The 15,573-nt window shown below is 66.9% G+C and carries 15 protein-coding genes; 9 read left to right on the top strand and 6 right to left on the bottom strand.

The window, feature by feature from the left end:
- Window positions 1-33 precede the first annotated feature (33 nt).
- The 4 genes from SBP02_RS05085 to SBP02_RS05100 form a co-directional block, all read right to left on the bottom strand.
- Complete coding sequence (locus SBP02_RS05085) at window positions 34-1,836, bottom strand: monovalent cation:proton antiporter-2 (CPA2) family protein (protein ID WP_318645311.1); 1,803 nt, start codon at window positions 1,834-1,836, stop codon at window positions 34-36.
- A 215-nt stretch (window positions 1,837-2,051) separates the two neighbouring features.
- Window positions 2,052-2,678: an isochorismate family cysteine hydrolase YcaC gene (gene ycaC / locus SBP02_RS05090; protein ID WP_318645312.1), complete on the bottom strand. Its 627-nt coding sequence runs from the start codon at window positions 2,676-2,678 to the stop codon at window positions 2,052-2,054.
- 73 nt (window positions 2,679-2,751) lie between these two features.
- The gene (locus SBP02_RS05095) at window positions 2,752-3,438 is read right to left on the bottom strand and encodes an isochorismatase family protein (protein WP_318645313.1); all 687 of its coding nucleotides are present in this window, start codon (window positions 3,436-3,438) and stop codon (window positions 2,752-2,754) included.
- A gap of 124 nt (window positions 3,439-3,562) precedes the next feature.
- Entirely contained in the window at window positions 3,563-4,429 is an 867-nt protein-coding gene (locus SBP02_RS05100; RefSeq protein ID WP_318645314.1) for a pirin family protein, read from the bottom strand.
- 98 nt (window positions 4,430-4,527) lie between these two features.
- On the opposite strand from SBP02_RS05100, the gene SBP02_RS05105 reads away from it, so the two are divergent.
- The 6 genes from SBP02_RS05105 (at window position 4,528) to SBP02_RS05130 (ending at window position 9,388) form a co-directional block, all read left to right on the top strand.
- Window positions 4,528-5,421: a LysR family transcriptional regulator gene (locus tag SBP02_RS05105; RefSeq protein WP_318645315.1), complete on the top strand. Its 894-nt coding sequence runs from the start codon at window positions 4,528-4,530 to the stop codon at window positions 5,419-5,421.
- 171 nt (window positions 5,422-5,592) lie between these two features.
- Entirely contained in the window at window positions 5,593-6,525 is a 933-nt protein-coding gene (locus tag SBP02_RS05110) for an ABC transporter ATP-binding protein (RefSeq protein WP_318645316.1), read from the top strand.
- Entirely contained in the window at window positions 6,522-7,283 is a 762-nt protein-coding gene (locus SBP02_RS05115; RefSeq protein ID WP_318645317.1) for an ABC transporter permease, read from the top strand. Before SBP02_RS05110 ends, SBP02_RS05115 begins: the two co-directional genes overlap by 4 nt.
- Before the next feature lie 105 nt (window positions 7,284-7,388).
- Complete coding sequence (locus SBP02_RS05120) at window positions 7,389-8,618, top strand: RNA polymerase sigma factor (protein WP_318645318.1); 1,230 nt, start codon at window positions 7,389-7,391, stop codon at window positions 8,616-8,618.
- A gap of 149 nt (window positions 8,619-8,767) precedes the next feature.
- Window positions 8,768-9,073: a hypothetical protein gene (locus SBP02_RS05125; protein WP_318645319.1), complete on the top strand. Its 306-nt coding sequence runs from the start codon at window positions 8,768-8,770 to the stop codon at window positions 9,071-9,073.
- 63 nt (window positions 9,074-9,136) lie between these two features.
- On the top strand, window positions 9,137-9,388 hold the full coding sequence (locus SBP02_RS05130) for a hypothetical protein (protein ID WP_318645320.1): 252 nt from the start codon (window positions 9,137-9,139) through the stop codon (window positions 9,386-9,388).
- A gap of 78 nt (window positions 9,389-9,466) precedes the next feature.
- Here the strand turns inward: SBP02_RS05130 and SBP02_RS05135 are convergent, their stop codons facing one another.
- Complete coding sequence (locus SBP02_RS05135) at window positions 9,467-10,462, bottom strand: mechanosensitive ion channel family protein (protein ID WP_318645321.1); 996 nt, start codon at window positions 10,460-10,462, stop codon at window positions 9,467-9,469.
- 368 nt (window positions 10,463-10,830) lie between these two features.
- Here SBP02_RS05135 and SBP02_RS05140 point away from each other — a divergent pair, with 368 nt between their 5' ends.
- From SBP02_RS05140 to SBP02_RS05150, 3 genes are all read left to right on the top strand, one after another.
- Window positions 10,831-11,757 (top strand): LysR family transcriptional regulator, encoded by a 927-nt coding sequence (locus SBP02_RS05140; RefSeq protein WP_318645322.1) that lies wholly within the window; start codon window positions 10,831-10,833, stop codon window positions 11,755-11,757.
- Window positions 11,758-11,831: 74 nt separating this feature from the next.
- Window positions 11,832-12,131, top strand: a complete 300-nt coding sequence (locus SBP02_RS05145) for a DUF7352 domain-containing protein (RefSeq protein ID WP_318645323.1) — start codon at window positions 11,832-11,834, stop codon at window positions 12,129-12,131.
- 285 nt (window positions 12,132-12,416) lie between these two features.
- Window positions 12,417-13,421 carry a TerC family protein gene (locus SBP02_RS05150; protein WP_318645324.1) on the top strand — a complete coding sequence of 335 codons (1,005 nt, stop codon included), beginning with the start codon at window positions 12,417-12,419 and terminating at the stop codon, window positions 13,419-13,421.
- Between the two features lie 152 nt (window positions 13,422-13,573).
- Here SBP02_RS05150 and SBP02_RS05155 read toward each other — a convergent pair whose 3' ends face one another.
- Window positions 13,574-15,289: an amidase gene (locus SBP02_RS05155; RefSeq protein WP_318645325.1), complete on the bottom strand. Its 1,716-nt coding sequence runs from the start codon at window positions 15,287-15,289 to the stop codon at window positions 13,574-13,576.
- Window positions 15,290-15,573: the final 284 nt, after the last annotated feature.

The following is a 15,573-nucleotide window of genomic DNA, read 5'->3' on the forward strand; positions in this document are numbered from 1 at the left end:
TGGCGCCGTCGTGCGGCTAACCCATCCTGCGAGCTATAGGGGGCGCTGCTGTTCGTTGGCGTCGGCGTCGAACAGCGTCTCCAGTTCCGCGCGTGCCTCTCGGGCCGTCTGCAGCACCGCGGCCTTGTCGTTGTAGACGCGGTGCTGGGCCTCCAGCACCTGCTCGTCGTGGTGCTGGAAACGCTTGATTCTGCGCGTCGCCTGCTCGTCGTCGAGGCCCAGGCCGATCAGGATCTGGCGGCTCATCTCCAGGCTCGAGTGGAAGGTCTCGCGCACCGGCAGCGCGCCGGCATCCAGCAGGCGATGGACATGCTGGCGGTTGCGCGCGCGGGCGACGATCTTCATCTGCGGATAGAGGCGACGCACCAGTTCGGTGAGCCTCAGACTGATGTCCGGGTCGTCGGTGGCGACGATGAAGAACTCGGCCTGGTCGGCCTTGGCCGCCCGCAGGATCTCCGGGCGCAGCGGGTCGCCGTAGAAGATCGGCATGTTGTCCAGGCTGCGCGACAGTTCGATGGTGTCGACCTCGATATCCAGGGCCACGAAGGGCAGCCGCTGGGCGCGCAGAAAGCGCGCGACGACCTGGCCCATGCGGCCCATGCCGGCGATCACCACCCGCGGCGCGTCGCTGTCGATCTGCTTGTAGTGCGGCGGCACCTCGCGGGTCTCCGGCTTGGCCTTGAGCAGCCGCGCCACCAGCAGCATCAACAGGGGCGTGACGGCCATCGACAGGGTGATGGCCAGCACCAGCTCGCTGTGCAGGCGCGGCTCGAACAGGCCATGGTCGCGGGCTATCTGGAACACCACGAAGGCGAACTCGCCCCCGGCGGCCAGGACGATGCCCAGCTGCAGCGCACTGCGGGCGCCGAGCCCGCCGGCCAGGCGGCCGATGGCGAACAGCAGCGGCAGTTTGATCAGGATCAGCAGGGCGGCGAGGGCCAGCACCCGCATCGGCTCGGCCAGCAGCAGGCCGAGGTCCGCGGTCATGCCGACGCTGATGAAGAACAGCCCGAGCAGCAGCCCCTTGAACGGCTCGATCTGCGATTCGAGTTCGTGGCGGTATTCCGAGTCGGCCAGCAGCAGCCCGGCGAGGAAGGCGCCCAGAGCCATGGAGATGCCCGCCAGTTCCATCAGCCAGGCGGTGCCGATCACCACCAGCAGCGCGGTGGCGGTGGACACCTCCTGCAGGCCGGTCTTGGCGACAATGCGAAACACCGGGCGCAGCAGGTAGCGCCCGCCTATGACCACCAGGCCGATGCTGCCCAGCACCTTGAGCAACTGGGCCAGCCCGTCGCCGTCGCTCGTCGTCTCGGCGACGCCGAGCAGCGGCACCAGGGCGATCAGCGGGATGGCGGCGATGTCCTGGAACAGCAGGATGGCGAAGGCCAGGCGGCCGTGGGGGCTGGCCAGTTCCTTGCGCTCGGCCAGGCTCTGCAGGCCGAAGGCGGTGGACGACAGCGCCAGGCCCAGGCCCAGCACCAGGGCGCTGTTCAGTGGCTGGGCGAAGCCGAGCATGGCCACCGTGCCGATCACCAGGGCGGTCAGCAGGACCTGGGCCAGGCCCACGCCGAATACCGCCTGGCGCATCACCCACAGACGCCGGGGCGACAGCTCCAGGCCGATGATGAACAGCAGCAGCACCACGCCCAGTTCGGAGATATGGCTGACCCCCGCGGGGTCGTCCACCAGGCGCAGCACCGCCGGGCCGATCAGCACGCCTGCCAGCAAGTAACCCAGCACCGCCCCCAGTTGCAGGCGTTTGGCCAGGGGCACCACCAGCACCGCCGCCAGCAGGAACACCACGGCGGTCTGCAGCAGGCTGGCTTCGTGGGGCATGGATCACTCCTTGGCGGATGGGCAATGGGATGGCGCCGGGCAGCCTAGAGCCTTTGTCATTTCAGCGCCAGGCCTCGGCACTGCGCGGGGCTGCCCGGTGGCCATGCGGCTGGGACGGGGGGAGAGGGGCCGCAGATGGCGCTTGTGAACCCCACCTGCGGGCAGTGCGTTGCCTGAGAGGGGACTGCGCCGGCACGCAGTCCCGGTCGCCTGGCCTATTTGCCGGCGGTGAGGGTGGTGTAGCTGTTGATCAGGTTGCGGTAGTCGGGGATATGGTTGGCGAACAGCGCGCCCAGCCCCTCGATGTCGTTGCGCCAGTCGCGGTGCAGCTCGCAGGCCACGCCGAACCAGGTCATCAGCTGTGCGCCGGCGGAGGACATGCGGTCCCAGGCCGAATGGCGGGTGACTTCGTTGAAGGTGCCGGAGGCGTCGGTGACCACGAACACCTCGAAGCCGGCCTCGATGGCCGAGAGGGCCGGGAAGGCCACGCAGACCTCGGTGACCACCCCGGCGATGATCAGTTGCTTGCGCCCGGTGGCCTTGACCGCCGCGAGGAAGTCCTCGTTGTCCCAGGCGTTGATCTGCCCGGGGCGGGCGATATAGGGCGCGTCCGGGAACAGCTCCTTGAGCTCGGGCACCAGTGGGCCGTTGGGGCCGCTCTCGAAGCTGGTGGTGAGGATGGTCGGCAGCTCGAAGTACTTGGCCAGGTCGGCCAGGGCCAGCACGTTGTTCTTGAACCGATCCGGCTCGATATCCCGTACCAGCGAGAGCAGGCCGGTCTGGTGGTCGACCAGCAGGACGGCGGCCTGGTTCTTGTCGAGACGTGTGTAGGGGGTGCTCATGGTGATGTCCTCGTGCGTGGGTGAAAGCCGGGCGCACGGCGGCGCGCGGCGGGGGATCGCGGGGCGAAAGCGCTCAGCGCTGCGAGTCCAGGACTTCCTGGTTGCTCACCACGGCCTGCGCCTTGAGGTGGCTCTCGATCAGCAGTTGGTAGTTGGGGAAAACCCGGCTGTAGGCCTCGGCCCACTGCGCCGCGTCCGGGCGGTTCCAGGTTTGCTGGATTTCCGAGCAGACCGCCGCGGTGTCCATCGGCACCACGCCGGCCTGGACCACCCGGGCCAGGGTGATTTCCTGGGCCATCTTCGAGTAGGTGCCGGAGGCGTCGATCACCGCGAACACCCTGTAGCCGGCGGCCACCGCGCTGATGCTGGGGAAGGCCATGCACACGCTGGTGATGGTGCCGGCGATGATCAGGGTCTGCTTGCCGGTGGCTTCCACTGCCGCCACGAAATCCGGGTTGTCCCAGGCGTTGATCTCGCCTTTGCGCGCCACGTACCGGGCGTGCGGGGCGGCCTCGTGGATCTCCGGAATCAGCGGGCCGTTGGGGCCCTGGGGCACCGAGGCGGTAGTGATCAGCGGGATGTTCGCCAGGCTGGCGACCTTCGCCAGGGTGATGGCGTTGGCGCGCAGCTCGGGCATGGGCATGTCCTTGACCGTCTGGAACAGCCCGCTCTGGTGGTCGATCAGCAACATCGCCGTGTCGCTGGGGTCGATGGTCGGCTTCTGGCCGTTGAAGTTGGCGATATTCGCGAAACTGTGCATGTTCAGGCTCCCTTGCGAGGTGGGGACCCTGGCCGTTTCCGGCGCTCGGGGTCTAGGAGAGGGTCACGGGTCCCTGTGAGCCGGACTAGTCAGACTAGGCGTTGGGACCGCTGGTGCAGGACCGTTAGGCGGGTAGCTGGCCGAACGAGCCGTTGCGCAAGTCCTCGACCGCCTGGGCGATCTCGGCCTCGCTGTTCATCACGAAGGGGCCGTAGCCGACCACCGGCTCGTCGATGGGCTCGCCGCTGAGCAGCAGCACCAGCGCCTGGCTGTCGGCCTCCAGGTGCAGTTCGTCGCCGGCCGCATCGAGCAGCGCCATCTGCGCCTCGCCGACCCGCTGGTCGCCGTTCACCCGCACGCTGCCGTGGAGCACGATCAGGGCGCCGTTGCGGCCCTCGGCCAGCGGCAGGCTCAGCGGCTTGCCGGCATTCAGGCGCAGGTCCCAGACATCCATCGGCGTGAAGGTGCGCGCGGGCCCCTGCCGGCCGGCGAACCGCCCGGCGATCAGGCGCAGGGAACCGGCGCCGCCGGCGAGCGGAATGCGGGGGATGTCCTGGTTCAGGAGGGTCTGGTAGCCGGGTGCGGCGCGCTTGTCCCGGGCCGGCAGGTTGACCCACAGCTGCACCATCTCCAGGGTGCCGCCCTGCCGGGTGAAGGCGGCGGAGTGATACTCCTCGTGCAGGATGCCCGAGGCCGCCGTCATCCACTGCACGTCGCCGGGGCCGATCAGGCCGCCGCTGCCGGTCGAGTCGCGGTGTTCCAGCTCGCCCTGGTAGACGATGGTCACCGTCTCGAAGCCGCGATGCGGGTGCTGGCCGACGCCGCGTGGGTGCTGCGCGGGGACGAAGTCGTGGGGGCCGGCATAGTCGAGCAGGAGGAAGGGGCTGATGTGCTGGCCCAGGCTGTCGTAGGAAAACAGCGAGCGAACCGGAAAGCCGTCGCCGACCCAGTGCGGCCTGGGGCTGCCGTAGAGACCGAGAACCTTTTTCATGCGGTGCCTCCTCTGGTGCATGGAGACACCATAGGAGTGCGACGCTTGGTGCGGTAGACCGGATAAATTAGTCTCAGTGTTCTATTTGGAGAACACCGATGGACGATCTCAACGACCTGTACTACTTCGCCCAGGTAGTCGAACACGGCGGTTTCGCCCCGGCGGGCCGGGCGCTGAACACACCGAAATCCAAGCTCAGCCGGCGCATCGCCCTGCTCGAGGAGCGTCTCGGCGTGCGCCTGCTGCAGCGTTCGACCCGGCACTTCTCGGTCACCGAGATCGGCCAGGAGTATCACCGTCACTGCCTGGCCATGCTGGTCGAGGCGCAGGCCGCGCGCGAGGCCATCGAGCGCACCCGCTCGGAACCCCAGGGGCTGGTGCGCATGAGCTGTCCCACCACCCTGTTGCAGTACCGGGTCGGCGACCTGGTCAGCCGCTTCATGGTCGAGCATCCCAAGGTCCAGGTGCAGCTGGAGGCCACCAACAGGCGCGTCGACGTGATCGGCGAAGGCCTCGACCTGGCGCTGCGGGTGCGCTTCCCGCCGCTGGACAGCAGCGACCTGGTGATGCGCGTGCTGGGCGACAGCCCGCAGCGGCTGGTCGCCAGTCCCGCGTTCCTGCGCGGTCTCGAACTGCCCCTGCGACCGGCCGACCTCAGCGGCCTGCCCAGCCTGGACTGGGGCCCGCCGCGGGATCATCGCTGGTGCCTGGAGGGGCCGGATGGCGCCACGGCCGAGGTGCGCCACCGGCCGCGGCTGATCAGCGACGACATGACCATCCTGCGGCGCGCGGCGCTGCGCGGCGTCGGCGTGGTACAGCTGCCGTGCATGGTGGTGGAGCGCGACCTGCAGGCCGGCCGCCTGCTCGACATCATGCCGCAATGGGCGCCGCGTAGCGGGGTGGTGCATGCGCTGTTCCCGTCGCGCCGCGGCCTGCTGCCTGCGGTACGTGGCCTGATCGATTTCCTGGCCGAGCACCTGCAGCAGGCCTAGCGCGTAGGGTGGATTGGGCGCAGCGATAGCCATCGATAGAGGGGTTACGCCGCTGTGCGGCTAACCCATCCTATGGATTGCGCACCGCCTGCTCGATGAGCATGGCACTTGCCTGACCCCACCCCTGTTTCCCTACACTCTGCCCCTGACTCATCGCACCAAGGACCTGCCGTGCAACCGGTGATCTCCATCCAGCAACTGAACAAGACCTACGCCTCCGGCCATCCGGCGTTGCAGAACATCGACCTGGACATCCGCCGGGGCGAGATCTTCGCCCTGCTCGGGCCCAACGGCGCCGGCAAGACCACGCTGATCAGCATCATCTGCGGCATCGTCAACCCGGGCAGCGGCTCGGTGCGGGTCGGCGGGTTCGACATCATCGAGGACTATCGCGCGGCCCGTGCGCAGATCGGCCTGGTGCCCCAGGAACTGGTCAGCGACGTGTTTGAGACGGTCTGGGCCACGGTCAAGTTCAGCCGCGGGCTGTTCGGCAAGAAGCCCGATCCGGCCTATCTGGAGCGCCTGTTGCGCGACCTGTCGCTGTGGGACAAGCGCGACGCCAAGATCATGGAGCTGTCCGGCGGCATGAAGCGCCGGGTGATGATCGCCAAGGCGCTGTCCCACGAGCCGCAGATCCTGTTTCTCGACGAGCCCACCGCCGGGGTCGACGTGGAACTGCGCCGCGACATGTGGAACATGGTCCGCGGCCTGCGCGCGCGCGGGGTGACCATCATCCTCACCACCCACTACATCGAGGAGGCCGAGGAGATGGCCGACCGCATCGGGGTGATCAGCCGGGGGCGGATCATCCTGGTGGAAGACAAGCAGGTGCTGATGCACAAGCTCGGCAAGAAGCAGCTGACCCTGCAGCTGCAACAGCCGCTGGCGAACATTCCGGCGGAACTGGACAGCCATCCGCTGGAGCTGGCGGACGAGGGCCATGCCCTGGTGTTCACCTTCGACGCCCAGCGCGAGCACACCGGCATCGCCGAGCTGCTCAAGGACCTGGCCCAGCACGGCATCGACTTCAAGGACCTGCAGTCCAGCCAGAGTTCCCTGGAGGAAATCTTCGTCAACCTGGTGCACCGGGAGTCGCGCCCATGAACCTCTATGCCATCAAGGCCATCTACCTGTTCGAGCTGGCGCGCACCTGGCGCACCCTGCTGCAGAGCATCGCCACCCCGGTGATCAGCACCTCGCTGTACTTCGTGGTGTTCGGCTCGGCCATCGGCAGCAGCATGACCGAGGTCCATGGGGTCAGCTACGGCGCCTTCATCGTGCCGGGACTGATCATGCTGGCGCTGCTCACCGAGAGCATTTCCAACGCCTCCTTCGGCATCTACATGCCCAAGTATTCCGGCAGCATCTACGAGCTGCTGTCGGCGCCGGTGTCCTACCTGGAGATACTCGTCGGCTACGTCGGCGCGGCGGCCACCAAGTCGATCATCCTCGGCCTGGTGATCCTGGCCACGGCGCGGCTGTTCGTCGATTACCAAATCCTCCATCCCGTGTGGATGCTGGCCTTCCTGGTGCTCACCGCGGTGACCTTCAGCCTGTTCGGCTTCATCATCGGCGTCTGGGCCGACGGCTGGGAGAAGCTGCAGATAGTCCCGGCGCTGATCGTCACGCCGCTGACCTTCCTCGGCGGCAGCTTCTACTCGATCGGCATGCTGCCGCCGCTGTGGCAGACGGTGACCCTGTTCAACCCGGTGGTCTACCTGATCAGCGCCTTCCGCTGGAGCTTCTACGGCGTGTCGGACGTCGGCGTGGGCCTGAGCCTGGCGATGATCCTGGGCTTCCTGCTGCTGTGCGTGCTGACCGTCGGCTGGATCTTCAAGAGCGGCTACCGGCTGAAGAACTGACGCCCGTCGCCTGGCTCGGCGCAGGGCAAACGAGCCTGTCGGAACAGGGTCGAATCAAGGGGCGCGGCCCAGACGGCAGGCGCCCCGGATGCAACGGAGACTGCAATGGACGAGGCTCTACGTGTTCTGCTCGATGACACCTACCGTGCCGAGTCGCGACGGGTGCTGGCCACCCTGATCCGCCTGCTGGGCGACTTCGACCTGGCCGAGGAGGCCCTGCACGAGGCCTTCCGCGCCGCCATGGAGCAATGGCCGCGCGCTGGCGTGCCGGCCAACCCACGCGCCTGGCTGGTTTCGGCCGGGCGCTTCAAGGCGATCGACAACCTGCGCCGGCAGCGGCGTTTCCAGGCCCTCGACGAGCAGCACGAGGCGATGGCCGTCGTGGCGGCCGACGAGGCCGAGAGCGTCGAGGACGACCGTCTGCGGCTGATCTTCACCTGTTGCCACCCGGCACTCTCGGCCGATGCCCAGGTGGCCCTGTGCCTGCGCGAGGTCTGCGACCTGACCACCGAGCAGATCGCCCACGCCTACCTCAGCACGCCGAGCACGGTGGCCCAGCGTATCGTCCGCGCCAAGGCGAAGATTCGCGACGCGCGCATCCCCTACGAGGTGCCGGGCCGCGGCGAGCTGGCGGCGCGCCTGGAGGCGGTGCTGCGGGTGATCTACCTGGTGTTCAACGAGGGCTACTTCGCCAGCTCCGGCGACTCGCTGACCCGCAGTCAGCTGTCGGCCGAGGCCATCCGCCTGGGGCGGTTGCTGCTCGAGTTGCTGCCCGAGCCCGAGGTCATGGGCCTGCTGGCGCTGATGCTGCTGCACGAGGCGCGTTGCCCGGCGCGCCTCTCGACCGGTGGCGAGCCGGTGCTGCTGGAGGAGCAGGATCGTGCGCTGTGGGACGCCGCACTGATCGCCGAGGGCGATGCGCTGGTGCTGCAGGCCCTGCGCTCGCGGCGCTTCGGCCCCTACAGCCTGCAGGCCGCCATCGCCGCGGTGCATGCCGAGGCGCCGAGCATGGCGGCCACCGACTGGGCGCAGATAGTTGGGCTGTATGACGCGCTGTTGCAGGCCACGCCCTCGCCGGTGATCGAGCTCAATCGGGCGGTGGCCCTGGCCATGCGCGACGGTCCCCGGGCCGGTCTGGCGCAGATCGAGGCCATACTGCAGCGCGGCGAGCTGACCGACTATCATCTGGCCCATGCCGCCCTGGCCGACCTGCATCGGCGCCTGGGGCAGACAACGCAGGCGCGCGACGCCTATCGACAGGCCCTGGCGCTGTCCCAACAGGCCCCGGACCGCAGGTTTCTCGAGCGGCGTCTACGCGAGTTGAGCGGCGACTAGCTATGGTAGAGGTGACAACAGCCCGACTGCATGCGCCGACACCTGGCATCGGTGCGGCGAAATAAACGAGGTTCCTCTGGAGATCTGTGACGTTCGTTCCGTTTTCCGGCTAGCCTAGATGCGCATGGCCCAGGCCAAGGAGAAATCGTATGGATACGAAAGACAGCCAACTCGCCGAGTTACTCAGCCTCACCGCACGCAGCATGACCCACCTGACGGCCGCCTTGGCGCAGATGTCGTTCGAGCTGATGCGTAGCGGCGACCCCTCCAGCCAGCGCGCAGGGCAGCGCATGATCGACCATCTGGCGCAGATCAGCGGCGAGCTCGACCAGCAGTGGGCGATGATCGGCGCGCTGACCGGCCAGCCCGCGTCCGGGGAGAAGACCGACCTGGTGGTCGAGGTGCAGATGCAGGCCGGGCCGGCCGACGACTGGTCCTCCGGCTCCGGTAGCTAACGCTGGTCGAGTGGGGAAAAGTGCGTAGAATGCGCGGCTTTTTTCCACCGGCTGGAGTGCCCGATGAGTTACAACCTGGCAGACAAACCCGCGGCAGAGCGCGATGTGGCGGAGGCGGAAAAAGCCCGCCTGTTCGAGCTGTGGCAGAACAACCTGCAGCGCGCCAAGGCCGATGCGGCACGTCTGTTCGCCGAGAAGAGCAAGCGCAAGGGCAAGTGGGGGGAGTGGTTGCGCGGCCAACTGGGCGAGCTGTCGCCGCCGGAATACGCCAGCATGGTGCAGCGCGAGGTGAACAGGCTGGCCGCGCCGCGCTGAGCCAGACCTGGCACAGCAGCGGGTCAGGGCCGCATTCTGTAGCTGTACTCTTGCCCCGCATATCCCCGCAGTTGCCGTTCATTCCTTCGGCGCGCCCGGATCGAGCAGGTCCTCCTCGTCGCGGGCGTGCTGCTCCTGCTCGATCTGCTCTACCAGGTCGGTGATCACCCGAGTGTCTGCCTGTGCCGCAGTCGCCGGGGACGGCTTGCGGCTCGGCGCCACGGCCTCGGCACGCTCGTGGACGTGCAGGCGGTAGATGGGCTCGGGCATGTCCATGCCGGCCTCGTCCAGGGCTGCGGTGACCTGGCGCATGGCTTCGCTCCTGACCATCAGGAAGTCGTGGCTGCGCTGATCCACCCAACCGTGATAGCGCACTTGTACGTTGGAATCCCCCAGGTGGCTGATGAAGGCGCGCGGTGGCGGCGACTGCATGACGCCGTCCAGCTGCCTGAGTCGCTCGACACCGAGCTGCTGGGCCAGCAGCAGGTCTTGGTCACCGCCCAGGCCGACGTCGAACTCGAAGCGCCGGCTGGGGTTGCGCGTGTAGTTGAGGGTGACGCTGCGAAACACCAGGGCGTTGGGCAGGCGCAGGTGATTGCCATCCGGGGTCATCAGGATGGTTGCCCGTGAGGTCAGGGCGATCACCAGGCCCTCGTTGCCGTCTATCACCACATGGTCGCGCGGCGAGAAGGGCTGGCGGATGCTCATTAGGATGCCGGCCAGGTAATTCTCCAGGGTTTCCTTAAAGGCGAAGCCCAGGGCCACGCCGAGCACCCCGGCGGTGCCCAGCACGGCGCCGACCAGCGAGGTGGCATCCATGATCTCCAGGGCCACCAGCACCCCGACCGAGGTCACCGCCCACTGTGCCGTGGTGCGTGCCAGCTCGCGCAGGAAGGGATTGCGCTTGGCCAGGCGCTCGAGCAGGGTGCGCTGCGACAGCCAGCGCCCGACCAGCCAGGCCAGCCAAACCACCAGCAGGGCCAGGAGCAACAGCGGCAGGGCGCTCAGCAGGCCGTAGGTCTCGTCCAGCAGGCGCTGGAGTACCGCGTCGATATCGAATTGAACAGATTCCACGAGCAGCCCCTCTGTCGCCGCGACAGCTGATGTCTTCGCGCGGCTCTTGCAGTCATCAGCAAGCCTAGTCGTTCGTCCCCGCCGCGGGCACATGCGACCCGCCGCTCGGCCTGCCAGGCGTCCTCGGCAGTGCCAGGCCTCGGTTCGGTCTGCGGTCCATAGGCGCCGCGTTCGATCGGCGCTGACTCTCGCCCCCTTGCACGGTCCTGTTTCCGTGCGTCTTGCGATGGAGAAAGGCCAGTTGCACCTGGTGACCTGGCGCTTCAGGGGGGGCGCCGGGGTCGCGTCCGTCGAGGGCGCGACTATGCTGAGAACTAGCATGCATAGCGGCTCTTAACATCTGGTTGAAACATCATCGATCTTGAGCAATGGAACGGACACGTTTTCATACCCGCCAGACGACCTTTCGCCAGCTGGAGGTATTCCGTGCGGTGGCCGAGCGACTCAGCGTCACCGAGGCGGCCCATGCCCTGCATCTCGCGCAGCCTTCGGTATCGACGCAACTCGGCAAGCTGGAGCTGGCCTTGGGTATGGCCCTGTTCGAGCGGATCGGCAAGCGCCTGTTTCTGACCAATGCCGGGCGCGAGGTCTTGCAAGGCACCCGTGAGTTGTTCGCCGCTCTTGACCGCCTGGACATGCGCCTCGGCCAACTGCGCGGCCTGACCGCCGGGCAGCTGTGCCTGGGGGCGGTGACCACGGCCAAGTATCTGGTGCCCCGCCTGCTGGGCCCCTTCTGCAAGACCTACCCCGATGTCGAGGTGCAGTTCAACATCGCCAACCGTTCCGAGGTGATTCGTCGTCTGCAGGCCAATCTCGACGACCTCTATGTGTTCAGCCAGCCGCCCGAGCAGCCGGATATCCTCTCGATACCACTGGCAGACAACCCGCTGGTGGTTATCGCGCCGGCGCGCCATCCGCTGGCCGCTCGCGCGCGGCTGAGCTGGGCAGACCTGGCCGATCAACCCTTTATCAGCCGTGAAGCCGGGTCGGGGACGCGCCGGGCGATAGAGCAACATTTCGCCCGTTTCGACTGGACGCTAAGAACCTATATGACGATCGAGAGCAATGAAGCGATCAAGGAGTCGGTCGCAGCCGGACTGGGAATTGCCATCCTGTCGCGACACACCTTGGTTCACACCGCGCCTGGCAACCTGGTGGAGCTTGATGTGGAGCATTTCCCGATCGCCAACCGCTGGTACCTCGTGCATTGGCGCAGCAAGCCGCTGTCGCCGGTGGCCGATGCCTTCCTGCACTTCGTTGCCCAGGCCGAAGCATTGCTGAAAACCAATGCATAGGGGTTAGAAAAACGATTGGATCGATATGGATGGGGCGGCTAGGTTGGACGCGAATCCACTTGGAGCCGAACACCATGAAGACCGTGCATAAATACGTGATTCCATTCGACAGCGATGGCCTGCAACTCGACCTTGCGCAGGGTTACCAGGTGCTCAAATCCGAGTACATGCCGATCGGCAAGGCCGTCTGTTGCTGGATCGAGGTGCCGACGGCGCCCTGCATCCCGAAGTCCCGGGTTCATCTGCGCCTGTTCCTGAGTGGTGATGGCATCCCGCAGCGCTATCACTATGTGGATACCGCGCTGAACCCCCTGGAGCCCGAAGCCTGGCACCTCTACCTCGCCGAGCAGGAGACCGCCCTGGAGGTGGCCTGAGCGGGTGTGTTCGTGCAGGGGGCTGGCCCCGGCAGTGCTACCCCGGCAGTCGCCGGGGTAGCCATCGCTGCGCATTGTCTCCTCATTCCATTATCACGAGCGCGGCCGCCGGCCATCGGCGCGGGCGAAGCGCCGATGGCCGGCGGCAACACCCTGCAATACCTCGCCAGTTGAGCGTTTTTCGGGTTTTTTTAGGGTTTGCGGCGTGAAGCCGGGCCCCTCTGGCGGTTTGCACCGCGATGTCGGAATCACAGTCTGTACAACTTCGACTGACAGGAGGGGCTCATGACCGCCCTAGAAACGTTTCTCTTCGCCGACTTCCTCGGCACGGCCGCATGGTTGTGGCTGGTCTTCCTCACGGTAGTGGTATCGCTGCTGGCCTTTGACCTCGGTGTACTGCACCGCGACAACCGCGAAATCGGCGTGCGCGAGAGCCTGCTACTGTCCGCCGGCTACATCTGTGCCGGCCTGCTGTTCGGCCTATGGGTGTATTTCCAGAAGGGCGGCGATGCCAGCATGGACTACCTCACCGGTTTTCTCGTCGAGAAGTCGCTGTCGATGGACAACGTGTTCCTCATGGCGATGATCTTCAGCTTCCTGGCTATCCCCCGTCAGTACCAGCACAAGGTGCTGTTCTGGGGGATCTTGGGCGTGATCGTGCTGCGCGCCATCATGATCGGTCTGGGTGCCGCGCTCATCTATCAGTTCAGCTGGATTCTCTACTTCTTCGGTGCGTTCCTGGTCTTTACCGGGGTGAAGATGCTGTTCGCCAAGTTGGACGCTCACCCCAACCTGGAAGGCAACCTGCTGGTCAGGTTCCTGCGCAAGCACCTGCGGGTCACCGACCGCCTGCATGAGCACCGTTTCTTCGTCCGCCAGCCAGACGCCAGTGGCAAGTCCGTGCTGTGGGTGACGCCGCTGTTCCTGGCACTGATCCTGATCGAGTGCGCCGATCTGGTGTTCGCGGTGGACAGCGTGCCGGCGATCTTCGCCATCACCCAGGATCCGTTCATCGTCTATACCTCGAACATCTTTGCCGTGCTCGGCCTGCGCGCCCTGTACTTCGCCCTGGCGGCGCTGATCCATCGATTCGCCTACCTGAAGTACGCCCTGGCGCTGGTCCTGGTGTTTATCGGCGCGAAGATCTTCCTGGTCGGCATCATCGGAAAGATTCCGCCGGCGATATCTCTGAGCGTCACCCTCGGCCTGCTGGTCGGCGGCGTGCTGCTGTCGCTGTACAAGACCCGCGGCCAACCGCAGCCCGGCGGCGAGGGAAAAATCGCCAGCTGACTCGCTGGGGCGGCACGCATCGGCTGAACAAGATTGCGGCCCTCGAGTCGAGAGAGCCAGGGCTGCGCACAGCCACCCGGGCGTAATCCGGCCGGCCGGTTTGGCAGGCCACGGCGGGATTGACGCTGGTTCGGTGCCAATCCCGCCTTTTGCTAGGGCTGGCCGCTGTTCAACGGCGGCGTACGCGGCGGGATCAAGCGCTTGCTGCCGATCGACTCGAACGCCGAGGCAAAGCGCAGCAGCGCCGAATCGTCATAGGCCCGACCGGCGAAGGTCAGCCCGACGGGCATGCCGATGTCCGCCATGACGCCCATCGGCACGGTGACCGTCGGAACGCCCAGGTGGCGGATGGCGAGGTTGCCGTTGGCGACCCAGACGCCGTTGCTCCAGGCGATGTCCGCGGACTGTGGGTCGACGTCGGCGTTCGCCGGCCCGACGTCGGCGACGGTGGGGAAGATCACCGCATCGAGCCCCAGCCGCGCCATCCAGTCCTCGAGGTCGATGCGACGGGTCTGCTCCAGCCCGCGCAGGCCGTCGGGCAGCGTGGCGATCTGGTCCCAGGGGGTGATGCCGCGCTCGGCCATGCGCACGTATTCGTCCATGCCGGCGGCGAGGTCCCCCTCGCGGTTCGGCAGGGTGCCCGGGTCATGGGGGAAGATCTGCGGTCCGTCCACGTCGACCAGGCGATTCAGCTTGGGATCGCCGTTGGCCTGCAGGAAATCATCGAAGGCCCAGGCCGTCAGGTCCCACAGCTCATGATGCAGGAACTCCTTGGACACCAGGCCGCGGGTGAACACGGTCGGCGCGCCCGGGCGATCGCCCTCGCAGTTGGAGACCAGCGGGAAGTCGACCTCGACCACCTCGGCGCCGGCGCCTTCGAGTGCCCGGCGAGCCGCTTGCCATAGCTCGATCACCGAGGGGCGGGTGTGGATTCGCTGCCCCGTCGGGCCGCCGATACCCGGCGCCTCGGCCGTGCCGGCTTCGGGGTCGGCGTTGATGTACATGCGCGGCACGCCGAAGCGCTTGCCGGCCAGTGCCTCGGCATTCGCCGCAAGCCCGGCATAGTCGGCGGGACGCACCGAGGCCACGCTGGGAATGGGCACCCAGGGTTGCATCCGCCACAGGTCGCCCCGGGTGTCGGGGTCCTCCGCCACCACCACGTCGAGCACCTCGAGCAGGTCCGCCATGGTTCTGGCGAACGGCACGACCACGTCCATCGTCGGGGTCAAGGGCCAGTTGCCGCGTACCGAGATCACCCCGCGCGACGGCGTATAGGCACACAGGCCGTTGTTCGAGGCCGGGCCCCGTCCGCTCGACCAGGTTTCCTCGGCGAGGCCGAATGCCGCGAAGCTGGCCGCGGTGGCGGTACCCGCGCCGTTGGAGGAGCCTGAGGCGAAGGGGGCGGTGAGGTAGTCGGCGTTGTACGGGCTCTCCGCCCGGCCGTATACCCCGCGCTGCATGCCGCCGTTGGCCATGGGCGGCATATTGGTCTTGCCCAGGCAGATCGCCCCGGCCGCGCGCAGCCGTTCCACCGTGAAGGCATCGCGGTAGGCGATCAGCTTGGCGAACGCGGGACTGCCGGAGGCGGCCGTGAGCCCCTTGACCAGGTAGCTGTCCTTGGCCGTATAGGGGATGCCATCGAGCGTGCCGAGGGTGGCGCCTCTGGCCCGACGGGCATCGGAATCCTGGGCCTCCTTGAGGGCATCGGGGTTGCGTACCACGACCGCGTTGAGGGCGGTGGGCGTGTCCGGGCCGTCGTAGGCGTCGATCCGGGCGAGATAGGCCTGGACCAGCTCGACCGCTGTCGTCTGTCCCGATTCGAGCGCAGCGCGCAGTTCGGCAATGGAAACCTCGGTGACCTCGATCATGCCGTCACCGCCGGCGGCCGATGGGAGGCGTGGTGAAAGATTCCTTCACAGAGGCTCTTGGACTCGGGGATATCGCTTTGCTCAAGGTGGCTTCTCATATCGGTCCTCGTTGCGCTGCATGACGCGACAGGGGCTGGACTTGCATCTGGGCTGGCGAAGCGCCAGAGCCATCTATCTGGCACCAGACCAGGAGTAGGGGTATCAGTGTAACGGTTCCCCCGCCGTCAGCGGCTTATGAGGGAAAGTGAATGCACCAGGCGGGGCGCCCCGATGCAGGCACGATC

The sequence above is a fragment of the Pseudomonas benzenivorans genome (genome assembly GCF_033547155.1).
Classification (GTDB): Bacteria; Pseudomonadota; Gammaproteobacteria; order Pseudomonadales; family Pseudomonadaceae; genus Aquipseudomonas; species Aquipseudomonas benzenivorans_B.